Origin of the sequence: Floridaenema evergladense BLCC-F167, assembly GCF_041929205.2 — a bacterium.
In the GTDB taxonomy this organism is placed as follows: domain Bacteria; phylum Cyanobacteriota; class Cyanobacteriia; order Cyanobacteriales; family Aerosakkonemataceae; genus Floridanema; species Floridanema evergladense.
Genome location: NZ_CM171625.1, coordinates 2,944,297 through 2,961,782, shown reverse-complemented (window position 1 = coordinate 2,961,782; position 17,486 = coordinate 2,944,297). Strand labels below are relative to the sequence as shown.

Annotated in this window: 2 protein-coding genes (1 of these 2 running past the window's edge); both read left to right on the top strand. The window is 41.6% G+C overall.

Annotation, left to right across the window (positions count from 1 at the left end):
* The first annotated feature begins 262 nt into the window (after window positions 1–262).
* Window positions 263–13,819, top strand: coding sequence for an SDR family NAD(P)-dependent oxidoreductase (locus tag ACE1CA_RS14310; protein ID WP_413278763.1), 13,557 nt, complete (start codon window positions 263–265; stop codon window positions 13,817–13,819).
* Window positions 13,819–17,486, top strand: the start of a protein-coding gene (locus ACE1CA_RS14305) for a MupA/Atu3671 family FMN-dependent luciferase-like monooxygenase (protein ID WP_486517875.1). Its footprint extends 7,393 nt past the window's final position; the window shows 3,668 of its 11,061 coding nt (coding positions 1–3,668); its start codon is at window positions 13,819–13,821; the stop codon falls past the right edge of the window. Before ACE1CA_RS14310 ends, ACE1CA_RS14305 begins: the two co-directional genes overlap by 1 nt.

Below are 17,486 nucleotides of genomic sequence, written 5' to 3'. Positions count from 1 at the left end.
AAGCAGAGCAAAGAGTGACTGTTGAATGTGATCTAGATCACCAAAAAAAATTTATAACCATTTATTAACAATAATACAATTTTTTTTTAGTTTTGTTGTATTGACTAATTCACTAAACTGATCGACAATCTAATTTAGAAAACTATGTTGCGCGAAAAAATATTAATTTCCCCAAATTATAGTTAAGATTGGGGACACAAATTAGTGCATTTTTCGGTTACTTCTTAAACTTCTGGAAAAACTAAAGAAAAGTGAGAAGCTCATGCAGTTAAATAATAATAAGTATTCTGCTAATACAAATCAAAGAAAAATCAATCATCAGGAAACAGCCTTAGCTATTCAAGCAAGTGAGATGGTAGAAGATTGTATAGTACTAGAGTGGCAGACAGAAAAAAGCCCACAAGACTTAGTGGCTTACGTAGTTCCAACAGGTTTATTTACAACTGAATCACTATTAAATCACCTAAAAACAATCCTGCCAAAGGAAGAGGTACCAAAAGCGATCGTCCCCATCTCAACGTTACCATTAACCCCATCAGGAGAGATCGATCGAAACATACTCAATCAACTAGAAATAACAGACAATGAATTAGAAGAAAGATGGAGAGAAAAAATCCAGACTATACCAGAAGTTGAGCAAGTAGCAGTAGTAAGACAAGCCCAAATCAAACCCCAAGAAACACTGCAACTATCAGACATACTTCCTACCTGGAAAAATATTACAACTCAAGAAACCCCAACCCGAATTGACCAGACAACTAAATCTAGCAACAGCCAACCATCAATCAGTCATGGAGGACAACTCAAGCGAGAAAAGAACGCCTCAGCAACACTATCACAAGCTCTAGAAAAAACCGCCGCTCAATGGCCCGAAAAACAGCTAATTTATATTAATGTCGATGGTTCAGAGACGATTCAAACATATAAAAATTTATTATTAGATGCCCAAAAAATCTTAGCAGGATTAAGAAAATTAGGAGTTAAACCCCAAGATAAAATAATATTTCAAATTGATAGAAGTCAAGACTTTATTCCCGCCTTTTGGGGCTGCATACTAGGTGGATTTATTCCGGTACCGATTTCTATAGCCCCCACCTACGAACAAGTGAACAACGCCGTCAGTAAATTACACAATGGGTGGAAAATGTTACAGCACCCCCTAATTCTGACCAGTACCAAATTAGCTCCCAGTATTCAAGGATTGCCAAAATTATTAAATGAAAACAACTTTTCCATTGAAACCATAGATAATTTACGCCAGAACGAACCAGATAATCAAATTCATCAAAGTCAGCCAGAAGATTTGGCACTGCTATTACTAACATCAGGTAGCACAGGCACTCCAAAAGCAGTCATGCTAAATCATCGCAATCTGTTAAGCATGACTGCTGGCACAGCCCAAAACAACCTTGCGAGTCAAGATATCTTCTTTAACTGGATGCCACTAGAGCACGTGGGTGCAATAGTGCTTCTGGGATTGATGGCAGTTGATATCGGTTGTCAGCAAATCCATGTATCCACACAATATATTCTGCAAAATCCCCTGCGATGGTTGGAGTTGATTCAACGCTATAAAGCCTCGATTTCCTGGTCTCCAAACTTTGCTTTTTCGCTGATTAATGAGCGAGCAAGTGAGATTAACCAACGGTCTTATGATTTATCTTCTTTGAGATTTTTAGTAAATGGTGGTGAGCAAATAGTTCCCAAAGCAGCACGCAATTTTCTCAAACTGCTCCAGCCTCATGGTCTGCCAGCTAATGCTATTCGTCCAGCTTTTGGGATGTCAGAAACTAGCTCAGTAATAACATGGTCTGATAGTTTTTCCTTAGAAAATTCATCAGATGAAATGTCATTTGTAGAACTAGGGCAACCAATTCCGGGAGCCTCAATCAGGATTGTCGATGAAAATAATCAAATAGTTGGCGAAGGAGTAATTGGGAAATTTCAAGTCAAAGGGCCTTCAGTAACTTCAGGGTACTATCAAAATCCGCAAAAAAATCAAGAAGCATTTACCTCAGACGGATGGTTTAATACTGGAGATCTCGGCTATATAAAATCAGGAAGAATTATTTTAACAGGCAGAGATAAAGACGACATTATTATTAATGGAATTAACTATTATAGCCATGAAATCGAATCGGTGGTTGAAGAAATCGAAGGTGTAGAAGTTTCCTATACAGCCGCTTGTGCCGTGCAAATTTCTGGAAATAATGCCGATCAATTAGCCATCTTTTTTAATTCTCAAGACTCCGATCGAACCAAACTAAAAAACTTATTAAAGAAGATTCGGGGTGCAGTAGTCAAAAATGTGGGAGTAAATCCAAATTATATTATTCCGGTTAGCAAAGAAGCAATTCCCAAGACAGATATAGGCAAGATTCAGCGATCGCAATTAGCCAAACGCTTTGCCGCAGGTGAATTTGATAGTATAATTCAACAACTAGGAATTAACTTAGAAAATCCTCACCTACTACCAAATTGGTTTTATCGTCGGACTTGGCGATCGAAACAACCAACAAACCTCATACCCGCCATCAAACCAGGCAACATTCTCATCTTTTTAGACCAGTTGGGATTAGGAGAATGTTTAGCTAAACAATTAGAAAAAATAGGTCATACTTATGTAGGAATAGAAGCCGGAATAGACTGGGAACAAATCGATTCTAACCATTATAAAATCGACCCAAACAATCCCGAACACTATCAGGAATTACTATCTGAATTAACTGCCCAAAACCGGGAAATCAATCAAATTTTCCATCTTTGGACTTATGACAATTGTTTGGAAGAAATTACCAGCTTAGAATCATTAGAAAAAGCTCAAAGTTCCGGGGTTTACAGTCTACTTCACTTGATAAAAGCCTTAGCTAAAACCCAAAAAAATCACCAAAATATTCAGTTATTAGTAGCTTCAAGTCATAGTCAATTCATCTCACCGGATGATCAAATTGCCTATCAAAAAACGCCTGTAATTGGCTTAATCAAAGCCATTGAACCAGAAATTCCCAATTTAAGGACTCGCCAGATAGATTTAACAATAGATGAACCGATCGTAAACGCCGATCGCCTGCTCCAAGAAATCCAGGTATTATCCAAAGAAACGGAAGTAGCATATCGCCAAGGAAAAAGATGGGTTCCCCGCTTAGAAACAGTGGAATTCTCCTCAGAAAATCACCAAGAAATTACCTTTAAACCAGGAGGAATGTATTTAATTAGCGGCGGTTTAGGAGGCGTGGGAGGAGAAATTGCTAAAAATTTACTCAAACAGTATAAAGCCAAACTTTTATTAATTGGTAGAACCCCCATTACAGAGGCAACATCACCAAAAATTGCTACCTATCAAGAACTAACGCAACTGGGAGGAGAAATTAGTTATGAAGCAGTTGATGTCTGTGATTTACCTCGGTTGCAAGAAATAATTCAAGAAGCCAAAAGTCGTTGGAATTGTCAACTAGATGGTATACTCCATTTAGCTGGGAGTTATCAAGAGCGATCGCTGCTGGAAGAAACCCCCCAAACTTGGTCAACAGCCTTAAAAGCCAAAGTTAGCGGAACTTGGGTACTTAATCAACTAATCAAAGACAACCCGGAAGCAATATTCATCAACTTCGCTTCTGTAATTAGCTTCTTAGGCGGTGCAACGGTAGGCGCGTATGTGGCAGCCAATCAATTTTTAGAGAGTTTTACACATTATCAGCGAACTAAGTGTGGAGTAAAAAGCTATTGTTTTAGTTGGAGTCTTTGGGACGGCATTGGGATTAGCCAAGACTATCAACGAGGAAAGTTAGCGCAAACTAAAGGCTACTGCGCCATAAGTACACAACAAGCATGGTACTCCTTGCTCATTGGGTTACGCCATAATCAGACCATTATGTTAATCGGATTAGATGGGAGTAACCGACATATTCGTAAATATGTAGAATCCACTTATTCATTAGAGAAACTAACAGGCTATTTTACGGCAAAAAGTAAAATTTCCCTAGAGATTACCTCTGATTGGGTAATCAACGATCGCTTGGGTAGACCCACAACTTGTAGCTTGGTACAATTACCGCAAATGCCGTTAACTAAAACTGGCATAATTGACCGAGAAAAACTGATTAAAGGTGATTTAAATCAACAGACAAACCAAGCTACATTACCCGTAACCGAAATAGAAACTCAAATCGCCAAAATTTGGCAAGAAATTTTAAAATTACCAGAAATCAGCATTCATGAAAACTTCTTTGAGCTAGGCGGATACTCAATACTTTTGGTGCAAGTTCAAAGTAAGTTACAGGAATTATTCTCGATTCCACTGTCGATAGTGGATCTGTTTAACTACCCTAGTATCAGCACTTTAGCCAAATACTGTAGAGACGTTATATATAACGTTTCTACATCAAATCAACAAACCGAATCATCATCAGTAAAACAAGGTCAAAAACGCGCTCAATTTCGCAATTCTCGCCACAGTGTTGGTAATTCAGATATTGCCGTAATTGGAATGTCCTGTCGTTTTCCCGGTGCGAACAACGTTAATGAATTTTGGCAAAATTTAGTCAATGGTGTAGAATCGATTTCCTTTTTCAGCGATGAAGAAGTAATTGCTGCTGGGATAGATCCAAAAGTAGTGAAAAACCCCAACTACGTCAAAGCCAAACCAATATTATCAGACATAGAAACCTTTGATGCTGACTTTTTTGGTTATAGTAGCAGAGAAGCCGAATTAATGGACCCGCAACAACGTCTTTTGCTGGAATGTGCCTGGGAAAGTTTAGAAGATGCGGGGTATAATCCTTTTAAATATGATGGCGCGATCGGCATTTATGCAGGTGCCCTCATGAACACCTACTTACTAAATAATATTTATCCCAACCGCCACAATCTCGATATTAATGATAACTTGCAAGTCACCACAGTAGACTCAATGGGTGGTTTGCAAATGATGGTAGGCAATGATAAAGATTACCTCACCACCAGAATTTCTTACAAACTCAACCTTACAGGCCCAAGTGTAAATGTGCAAACTGCTTGCTCAACATCTTTAGTAACAGTTCATATAGCGTGCGCCAGCTTACTGAGTGGCGAAAGTGACATGGCTTTAGCAGGTGGAGTGTCAGTTGATGTACCACAAAAAGTTGGTCATTTGTATCAAGAGGGAATGATAGTTACACCAGACGGGCATTGTCGGGCGTTTGATGCCCGTGCTCAGGGGACTATTTTTGGTAGTGGTGCGGGAATGGTGCTCTTGAAACGATTGGATGATGCACTAGCAGATGGCGATCGCATCTATGCAGTTATCAAAAGTTCCGCTATTAATAACGATGGGGCATCAAAAGTTAGCTACATGGCTCCCAATAGCGATGGGCAAACATCTGTGGTGACACAAGCAATTTCAATAGCCCAAATTGACCCCGAAACTATAGGATACATCGAAGCACACGGAACCGGAACCCCACTGGGAGATCCCATTGAAATTGCAGGATTAACTCAAGCATTTCGTGCCAGCACCCAAGCAAAAAACTTTTGTGGTATAGGTTCAGTTAAAACCAACATCGGTCATTTGAAAAACGCCGCTGGCATCGCCGGATTTATCAAAACCGTTCTCTCACTCTACCATAAACAAATTCCCCCCAGCCTACATTTTGAACAACCAAATCCGCAGTTAGATTTACCCAACACACCTTTTTACGTCAACACTACTTTAAAAGATTGGCAAACTTCCGATCGTCCGCGACGTGCAGGGGTAAACTCTTTAGGAATTGGGGGAACAAATGCTCACGTAATTTTAGAAGAAGCACCAGAAACCGCACCAGTAAAAAGTCAAGTTGAGCATCCAGTTCACTTACTCGCTCTCTCCGCAAAAAATGACCAAGCATTAACCGAATTACAACAACGTTATCGAGAATATCTCATATCAAATCCTGAAGTTTCTTTAGCAGATATTTGCTACACAGCGAATACAGGACGGGAACATTTTGATCGCCGTTTAGCATTTATTGCCGAGTCTAAAAAACAATTAATCGAGCAACTAACTGATGTAAAAACTCCAAATCAGCCCCAGAACAAAGCCGCAAAAATAGCATTTTTGTTCACCGGACAAGGCTCACAATACATAAATATGGGTCGTCAACTTTACGACACCCAACCGATTTTCCGCCAAACCTTAGAACAATGCAATGAAATTCTGCTTCCTTATCTTGAAAAGTCATTGTTAGACATAATTTATGCCCCGGAGAATGAAGCAGAAACTTTAAATCAAACCGCTTATACACAACCTGCTTTATTTGCGATCGAATACGCCCTATATCAATTGTGGAAATCATGGGGTATTGTACCAAACATAGTCATGGGGCATAGCGTTGGTGAATATGTAGCAGCTTGTGTAGCCGGAGTATTTAGCTTAGAAGAAGCATTAAAACTGATTGCCCATCGCGGAAAATTAATGCAACAATTGCCTTCAGGTGGTGAGATGGTTTCAGTGATGGCATCTGTTGAAAAAGTTAAATCAATAATTGCAGATTATGGCGATCGCTACTCGATCGCCGCCATCAACAGCCCACACAGCATCGTCATTTCAGGAAACAGCAAAGACATCAAAGCTATCGTCGAAGCACTGACAAAAGAAGGAATAAAAACCAAACAACTACAAGTTTCTCACGCCTTTCACTCCCCATTAATGAAACCAATGTTGGCAGAATTTGAGCTTCTTGCTAACAGTATCACCTACAATCAACCCCTGATTCCGATAATTTCCAACATCACCGGAAACCTAGCAGAAGAAAATATCGCCACAGCACAATATTGGGTAAATCATATTATTCAACCAGTGCAGTTTGCCAAGAGTATCACCACATTACAGGAATTAAAATATGAAATATTTGTCGAAATCGGGCCGAAACCAATATTATTAGGAATGGGGCGAGAGTGTTTACCAGAAAATACAGGTTTGTGGTTGGCTTCAGTGCGATCTTCTACTCCAGAATGGCAACAAATACTCAGCAGTTTAGCCGCATTATATGAAGCAGGAGCCACAATAGATTGGTCAGGATTTTATCGGGACTATCCTGGAAACAAAGTAACTTTACCCAACTATCCCTTCCAAAGAGAACGTTATTGGATTGAAAGTGTAGCAACTCCCTATCAAATAGATGAATTTGGTTTACTAGAAAATCAAAAATGGTGCTACGAATTAGTATGGCAAGAGCAAGAAAGAACAGAACAAAACTCGCGCAAACAAACCAAAACCAAACCAGAAAACTGGCTAATTTTTGCTGACAATCAAGGAATTAGTCAACAATTAAGTAAATTATCTCATTCGGCAGCCAAAACTTGTATCTTAGTTTTCCCAGGAGCAGAATATAAACAAATATCAAAACAAGAATTCACCATCAATCCAAGTAATTCCCAAGACTATAAACGGCTACTACAGGAAAACCAAATTCCCATTAAAGGAATCGTTTATCTCTGGAGCTCAAATGCGATTGAACCCAAAAACATAACTTTAACAGAATTAGAAATAGCCTCACAAATTGGATGTGGAGGAGTTTTATATTTAGTTCAATCAATAGCTAATCAGGGATTTTCCCATCCTCCACAATTATGGCTAGTAACCAAAGGAGCGCAACCAGTAAATCCAGGAGAAAAACTAGCTGGAGTAGCCCAATCAACTATCTGGGGATTAGGAAGAGTAATTAGCAACGAGCATCCAGAACTTAACTGTAGATTGATAGATTTAGACATAGAAGAAAATTACAATGTACAGAACCTCTTTGGAGAAATTTATTCCCAGCAGTCAACCAGTAGTGAAAATCAGATCGCTTTTCGCAGTGGAAAACGGTATGTAAACCGAATAGCACAGCAGCAGAAAATTGTCAAACGATCGCTACCTGTAAAAGCCGATCGCACCTACCTGATTACAGGCGGATTGGGAGGAGTAGGATTATTAGTAGCGCAATGGCTGGTAGAGCAGGGAGCAAAAAACCTAGTATTAGTAGGGCGTAGCCTACCCAAGGAAACAGCAAAAGCCACCATCAACCAACTCGAAGCCTTGGGAGCACAGGTGGTAGCGCTGCAAGCAGATATATCAATAGAAGCGGAAGTCGCCTCATTGCTGAATCAAATTAATACCACCATGCCACCGCTAAAAGGTATTATTCATGCGGCTGGTGTATTTGACGATCGACTGCTATTAGACCACCAATGGGAACTATTTGCTAAAGTATTTGCACCCAAGGTCAGCGGCGCTTGGAATTTGCATCGCCTTACCCAAGACTTAGATTTGGACTTCTTCGTGTTGTTTTCTTCGGTTGCAACCATACTTGGTTATGCGGGTACAGCAAATTATGCAGCGGCTAATGCCTTTCTCGATACTCTGGCTCATTATCGCAGGTCATTAAATTTACCAGGGTTGAGTATTAACTGGGGCCCTTGGTCACAAGTAGGGATGGTAGCACAATTGAATAGTCGAGAAGTAGAGCGAATGCAAACAATGGGTATTAATCCAATAGCTCCCAAACAAGCATTGGCAACACTCCAACAATTATTAAACCAATCTTCTGCTCAAGTGACAGTCTTAGCTATGGATTGGTCAAAATATATTAGCCGCTTAACTAATGTATCGCCATTTTTCGCTAATTTTATAGATAATTATGCGAAAAAAGTGCCACAATCTGAGTTTAGCGCCCAATTAGAAGCAACTAATGTTGGTCAGCGCTACCAATTAGTAATCGATCGCGTAACCGAGCAAGTAAGTCAAGTATTGGGTCGAAAACTATCAACACCAGAACTCGAACAAGGATTTTTTGACTTAGGGATGGATTCACTGACGGCTGTAGAATTACGCAACCGTCTGCAAAAGTCCTTTGCTTGCTCTTTACCCGCTACTTTGAGTTTTGATTATCCATGCGTCAAAGTGTTGGCTGATTATATCGCCAAAGATGTCCTTTCCATTGAAACCGCCCTTGATGAAGGGGTTGGGGGTTGGGGGTTGGGGGTTGGGGAAACTTCCTCCCTAACACCTAACCCCTATCCCCTAACCCCTTCAGCAGGGTTTAATGCGATCGAAAAGAGCCAAAAAGAACCGCTGGCTATTGTCGGTATGGCTTGCCGATTTCCCGGAGGTGCTAACTCTCCAGAAGCTTTCTGGGAATTATTATGTAATGGCGTAGATGCGATTTCCGAAGTTCCTCCAAATCGCTGGGATATCAACGCTTACTATGACCCAGATCCAGACGCTCCGGGAAAAATGTATGCTCGCTATGGCGGGTTTGTCAATCAAATAGAGGAATTTGATGCTCAGTTTTTCGGCATTTCACCCAGAGAAGCTCTCTCGCTCGATCCGCAACAACGTCTACTATTGGAAGTAAGTTGGGAGGCTCTGGAAAATGCTGCGATCGAACCCAAGACCCTAGTTGGTAGTCAAACTGGTGTGTTCGTTGGTATGACTACTAATGATTATTTACATCGGTTGTTTAACAGAAGAACAACCCAGATAGATGCTTACGAAGGTACAGGTAATATTCATTGTGTCGCCGCTGGGCGGTTGTCTTATATTCTCGGTTTAACCGGGCCTAGCATGGCAGTGGATACAGCTTGTTCTTCTTCGTTGGTTACAGTTCATTTGGCTCTAGCCAGTCTCCGCAACCATGAATGTAATCTAGCTCTAGTTGGCGGAGTTAACCTGCTACTTGCACCAGAATTTAGCATTAACTTATCAAAAGCCCGAATGCTTGCACCTGATGGTCATTGCAAAGCATTTGATGCTTCCGCTGATGGCTATGTCCGTGCTGAGGGGTGTGGGATGATTGTAATCAAACGGCTCTCAGATGCGATTAAAGACAAAGACCGGATTTTGGCTACCATTCGAGGTAGTGCGGTTAACCAAGATGGTCGCAGCAGTGGTCTGACTGTTCCTAATGGGCCATCACAACAAAAGGTAATTCGTCAAGCTTTGGAAAATAGCGGCGTAGAACCGCATCAAATCAGCTATATTGAGGCTCATGGTACGGGTACTTCTTTGGGAGATCCTATAGAAGTGCGATCGCTGGCTCAGGTATTTGGTAATTATCGTTCTAAAGACCAACCCCTAACTATTGCTTCGGTGAAGACTAATATTGGACACTTAGAATCGGCTGCGGGAATAGCTGGGTTGATCAAGGTAGTGTTGCAATTGCAGCACCAAGAAATCGCGCCACATTTGCACTTTCAAAAACCCAATCCCCATATTGATTGGGAAAATTTGCCTGTGATGGTGCCTCAAAATAAAATGTCTTGGGCTACTACAGAAAATTCCCGATTAGCAGGAGTTAGTTCTTTTGGTATTAGCGGTACTAATGCTCATATAGTGTTGGAGTCAGCCCCAAAACTTGAACCTCTCACCCCATCAGTTGAACGTTCCTTACATCTTTTTACCCTATCGGCAAAGACAGCATCAGCTTTAGAGGAGTTAGTTTCTCGCTATCAAAATTACATTCAAACTAACTCAGATTTGCTACTAGCAGATATTTGCTACACAGCCAACACAGGTAGGGAACATTTTCCATATCGTCTAGCGTTGATTGCTGAGTCAAAAGAACAATTAATCGAGCAATTAAGAGATTTAAAACCTGGAGATAACCTGCCCAAAAAACCATCGAAAATAGCCTTTTTATTCACCGGACAAGGTTCGCAATACATCAATATGGGTCGTCAACTTTACGACACCCAACCGATTTTCCGCCAAACCTTAGAACAATGCAATGAAATTCTGCTGACCTATCTAGAAAAGTCATTATTAGACATAATTTATGCCCCGGAAAATGAAGCGGAAAGGTTAAATCAAACCGCTTATACTCAACCTGCATTATTTGCGATCGAATATGCCCTATATCAACTATGGAAATCTTGGGGTATTGCACCAAACATAGTCATGGGACACAGCGTTGGTGAATATGTAGCAGCTTGTGTAGCCGGAGTATTTAGCTTAGAAGAAGGATTAAAACTGATTGCTCATCGCGGAAAATTAATGCAACAATTGCCTTCAGGTGGTGAGATGGTTTCAGTGATGGCATCAGTTGAAAAAGTTAAATCAATAATTGCAGATTATGGCGATAAAGTAGCGATCGCAGCCATCAACAGCCCGCAAAGCACGGTGATATCAGGAGCAAGCTCTGCGATCGAAGCCATAGTTGAGCAATTTACAAAAGCAGGAATCAAAACCAAACAATTACAAGTTTCTCACGCCTTCCATTCCCCATTAATGAAACCAATGCTCAAAGAATTTGAGCAAATAGCTAATAGTATTACTTACAATCAACCCCAAATTCCGATAATTTCCAACGTCACCGGACAACTAGCTTCAATAAACATCGCCACAGCACAATATTGGGTAAATCATATTATTCAACCAGTGCAGTTTGCCAAGAGTATGGAAACATTGGATGAGTTGGAATATGAAATATTTGTCGAAATTGGGCCAAAACCAATATTATTAGGAATGGGGCGAGAGTGTTTACCAGAAAACACAGGTTTGTGGTTGGCTTCAGTGCGATCGCAAACCCCCGAATGGCAACAGTTACTAACAAGTTTAGCCTCATTATATGAAGCAGGAATCACAATAGATTGGTCAGGATTTCACCGAGACTACCCCGGAAAGAAAGTTATCTTACCCAACTATCCCTTTCAAAGAGAACGTTATTGGATTGAAAATACAGCAACTCAATATCAGCAAGCTGAATTTGGCTCACCAGAAAATAGCCAAACTCCTATTACCAACTTTTTAGCTAAAGGAAATACAGAAGAATTAATCGAGATATTGCAAAAAGCCGGAAAATTCTCAGCCGAACAGATGAAATTATTACCGGAAATATTAACAGCTTTAGTCAAAGAACATCAGCAACATCTAGTACCACAAGAAAATCAAGAATGGTGCTACGAATTAGTATGGCAACAGCAAGAAAAAATACAAGAAATCGCGCCCAAAGACAGCCAAAATTCACTGGAAAATTGGCTAATATTTGCAGACGATCGAGGCATTGCTCAGGAATTAACTAAGTTATGGAGTTCGCTTTTCAAAACCTGTATCCTAGTTTTCCCAGGAACAGAATATAAACAAATATCAGAACAAGAAATTACCATCAACCCAAGTAATTTTCAAGACTATAAACGGCTACTACAGGAAAACCAAATTCCCATTAACGGAATAGTTTATCTCTGGAGCTTAAATGCAATTGAACCCAAAAACCTAACTCTAAGAGAATTAGAAATAGCCTCACAAATCGGATGTGAAGGAGTTTTATATTTGGTTCAATCAATAGCTAATCAAGGATTTTCTCATCCCCCAAACTTATGGCTAGTAACCAAAGGAGTACAAGCAATAGGTGAAACATCTAAGATAACTGGAGTAGCTCAATCAACCTTATGGGGATTAGGAAGAGTAATTAACAATGAGCATCCAGAACTTAATTGTAGATTAGTGGATTTAGACCCAGAAGACGATCGCAATGTAGAAAACCTCTTCAGAGAAATTGGTTTTCAACCGTCAACAAGTAATGAAAATCAGATTGCTTTTCGCAATGGAAAACGGTATGTGAACCGAATCATAAAACAGGAGAAAATTGTCAAACAATCTCTAAATATTAAAGCCGATGCTACCTACTTAATCACAGGAGGAATGGGAGGAATTGGTTTATTAGTTGCACAATGGCTAGTAGAGCAGGGAGCCAAACATTTGGTATTAATAGGACGTAGCCATCCCAAGGAAACAACAAGAGCTACTATCAACCAACTTGAAGAGATGGGAACTCAGGTGATGGTGATTCAAGCAGATATATCAATAGAAGCGGAAGTCGCCGCTTTAATCAGTCAAATTAACAGCACCATGCCACCGCTAAAGGGTATTATTCATGCGGCTGGTGTGGTAGATAACCGACGGATATTAGAGCAACAATGGCAACTATTTGCTAAAGTGTTTGCACCCAAGGTCAGCGGAACCTGGAATTTGCATCGCCTTACCCAAGACTTAGCTTTAGATTTCTTCGTGTTGTTCTCTTCAATATCATGTATTTTGGGTTCTGCGGGGACGGCAAATTATGCAGCGGCTAATGCTTTTCTGGATGCAATGGCTCATTATCGCTCCTCATTAAATTTACCAGGGTTAAGTATTAACTGGGGAGCTTGGTCAGAGGTAGGAATGATAGAAAAAGTCGATCGTCGGGAGGTAGAGCGACTGCAAACAATGGGTATTAGTTTGATTGCTCCCCAACAAGGATTAGTTGTGTTAAAGCAATTATTGACTCAAACTTCTAGACAGGTGACAGTCTTACCTATAAAATGGTCAGAATTTATTAAGCAATCAACTAACTTATCGCCATTCTATGCTAATTTCAACTTAGCTAAACCGATTCAAAAATCCGAATTTCTGGCTCAATTAGAAGCAACTAAAATCGATCGACGTTACCAATTAGTAATCGATCGCATAACCAAGGAAGTAGGTCAAGTGTTGGGTCGGAAACTATCAACACTAGAACTCGAACAAGGGTTTTTTGAGTTAGGGATGGATTCGTTGATGGCTGTAGAGTTACGCAACCGTTTGCAAAAATCTTTAGCTTGTTCTTTACCCGCTACCTTGAGTTTTGATTATCCATGCGTCAAAGTATTGGCTGATTATTTAGCTAAAGACATCCTTTCTATTGAACTAGCAAGCGATACTGCTTACGCAACGCTGCGCGATCGCACTAACCAAGATCCTAGCCAACCAAGTTCTGATTTATTAACCGATCTTGATGAACTATCGGAAAGTGAAATCGAACAGTTGCTTGCAGAAGAATTAGCCCTTATTGATGAAGGTAAGAAGTAATGAATACCAACACAGACCGTCAAACTTTAATGAAGAAGGCACTCCTAGAACTCAAGGAGATGAAGTCTCAGCTTGAGGCGATGGAAAAGTCCAAAAAAGAACCGCTGGCTATTGTCGGTATGGGTTGCAGATTTCCGGGAGGTGCTAATTCTCCAGAAGCTTTCTGGGAACTCTTAAGCAATGGTGTAGATGCTATTAGCGAAATTCCCCCAAATCGCTGGGATATTGAGGCTTTCTACGACCCGGACCCAAATGCTCCGGGAAAAATGTATGCTCGCTATGGCGGGTTTATCGATCGATTAGAGGAGTTTGATGCTCAGTTTTTTGGCATTTCACCCAGAGAAGCTCTTACCCTCGATCCGCAACAACGTCTGCTGTTGGAGGTAAGTTGGGAAGCTCTGGAAAATGCGGCGATTAAACCGGATACTTTGGTTGGTAGTCAAACTAGTGTGTTTGTTGGGGTAACTGGTAATGATTATTTACATCGGTTGTTGAAGAGAGAAATAGCAGAGATTGATGCTTACCAGGGTACAGGTAATACAAGTAATGCGGCGGCTGGAAGGTTGTCTTATTTTCTTGGTTTAACGGGGCCTAGTTTGGCGGTGGATACGGCTTGTTCTTCTTCGTTGGTTGCAGTTCATTTAGCTCTAGCCAGTCTCCGCAACCATGAGTGTAATTTAGCTCTGGTTGGCGGCGTTAATCTACAGGCTTTGCCAGAGGTTAATGTTATTCTATCGAAAGCCCGAATGCTTGCACCTGATGGTCGTTGTAAGACTTTTGATGCTTCGGCTGATGGCTATGTCCGTGCTGAAGGGTGCGGGGTGGTTGTCCTCAAGCGGCTATCAGATGCGATTAAAGACAAAGACCGGATTTTGGCTACCCTTCGTGGTAGTGCGGTTAACCAAGATGGTCGCAGCAGCGGTCTAACTGCTCCTAATGGCCTAGCACAACAAAGGGTGATTCGCCAAGCTCTGGAAAATAGCGGCGTAGAACCGAATCAAATCAGCTATATTGAGGTTCATGGTACGGGTACGGCTTTGGGCGATCCGATAGAGGTGGGAGCTTTAGCGGCAGTATTTGGTCATCATCGCTCTAAAGACCAACCTCTAATTATTGGTTCGGTGAAGACCAATATTGGACACTCAGAAGCGGCAGCGGGAATGTCTGGGTTGATGAAGGTAGTGTTGCAAATGCAGCACCAAGAAATTGTGCCACATTTGCACTATAAACAACCCAGTCCCCATATTGACTGGGAAAATTTGCCGATTATGGTGCCAATATCTAAAACCAACTGGCAAACAATAGAAAATTCTCGCCTAGCAGGTGTTAGTTCTTTCAGCGTTAGCGGTACTAATGCTCATATAGTGTTGGAGGAGGCTCCAAAACTTGAGTCTGTCACTTCATCAGTTGAACGTTCCACACATCTGCTTACTCTATCAGCAAAAACCGATCAAGCTTTGCGAGACTTAGCCGAGAAGTATGCCAGCTATCTGCAATTGCATCCTGAAGTTAGTATTGCAGACATTAGCTACACGGCGAACTGCGGTCGATCGCACTTTTCCCATCGTCTCGCTGTAGTAACTCCATCATCTAACCACTTAAGAGAGCAACTCATCAATTTTGCCAGTGGTAAAGAAACATCTGGACTAACATCCAGACAACTTCCTACCCAACAAAAGCCAACCAACATCGCCTTTTTATTTGCAGGTCAAGGTTCACAATATGTAGGTATGGGTCGCCAACTTTATCAAACTCAGCCTACTTTCCGTAAAGTATTCGATCGCTGTGACGAAATCCTGCAACCTTATTTAAAAAAATCTCTGGTTGAAATACTTTATCCCTCTTCAACGGAAGAAGGGGATAGGGTTTTGAGTGTTGGGGGTAGGGAAGAAAAGAATTCCCCACACCCCACACCCCAACCCCTAACCCCTGTTTTAGATGAAACTGCATATACCCAACCCGCTTTATTTGCTATAGAGTATGCCCTATATGAATTGTGGCGTTCCTGGGGAATCGAACCCACAGCAGTAATTGGTCATAGTGTAGGGGAGTATGTTGCTGCTACGGTTGCTGGAGCTTTGAGCCTGGAAGATGGACTAAGGTTGATTGCTCAACGGGGACAACTGATGCAGTCTTTGCCTGAAAATGGCGCAATGGCGGCTGTTTTTGCGCCGGAAAGTCAGGTGAGAGAAGCGATTGGAGGTTTTGATGCTGGAGAGATTGCGATCGCAGGCATCAACAGTCCCAACAATACCGTAATTTCTGGAAAACACGAAATAATCCAGAAAGTTACAGCCCACCTGCAAGCACAACTCATAGAAGTCCGTAACCTCAAAGTCTCCCATGCCTTTCATTCTCCCCTCATAGAGCCAATCCTAGACTCTTTAGAGCAAGCAGCCAGTCAAATCTCCTACCAACCTCTGAAAATTGGTTTGATTTCCAACCTCACAGGGCAGATGTTACAACCAGGAGAAACACTAAATGCCCGCTACTGGCGAAATCATGCTCGAGAACCCGTACAGTTTATGGCGGGAGTCAACACACTTTTAGAGGAAGGCTTAAATATCTTTTTGGAAATGGGTGCCAAACCAACTTTATCCCGATTGGGGCGGCAATGCCAGCCAGAAACTAGTGCTATTTGGCTCTCTTCCCTGACAGGGCAACAAGAAGATTGGTCATCATTGCTCAATGTTCTATCTACCTTATATTTGCAGGGAGTTGAGATTAACTGGCGCGGATTTGACCAAGACTACTCGCGCAGTTTATTGTCCCTGCCTACATACCCCTTCCAACGCCAAAGCTATTGGATTGAACTCGTAAATACTACTACAAATGGGAAAGATATGGTTGTAAATGGTAATCTTGCAAAGACACAAACGGATGTTGTGACTGGGGATGACAGGCAAGATGCCTGTCCTACCCGTAGCGAAGAAATTATCGGCACTTTGCAAACTTTAGTTGCTAATTTATTGCAAGTCTCCCCAACAGATGTGAACATTCATGCTCCTTTTCTAGAAATGGGTGCTGACTCTATCATGATGGTTGAGGCTGTACAAAAAATTGAAAGAACTTATGGGATAAAAATTGCCCTTCGTCAGTTATTTGAAGAATTGGCTACTCTAGAAGCTTTAGCAATTTATTTAGACGAACGTCTCCCCGCTTCAGGTGTTAGGGGTCAGGGGTTAGGGGTTAGGGAAGAAGAAAATTTCCCCAACCCCCAACCCCCAACCCCCAACCCCTATCATTCCCCAACCCCCAACCCCCAACCCCTAACCCCTTGTTCCACCCCAACCTCCCCTCAACCCATTCTTCAAACCCTAACCCCTAACCCCCAACCCCCAACCCCTACTTTTGCTCAACGCCAAAGTTTTCCACAACAGCCACAGCCAGTAGAAGCAACGGCGTTACAAAGTATCATGGCGCAGCAACTCCAGTATCAATTCCAATTAATGTCTAGACAGTTGGAGGTATTGCAAAACAATGTGGGGACTTTGCCTGCAACGTCTTTACAGTCGCCAGAAGTTGTGGTAGGGAATGGAATGTCTGGGATGCCTAACCCATATACCTCAGATCTTGCATCAGGAGGCAGAGCCTCTATTCTTCGTTCCCAGGTTCAACCTGGGAACGAGGACGCTGGAGGTTCTACTTCTAAGAGTGGAAGATCTGA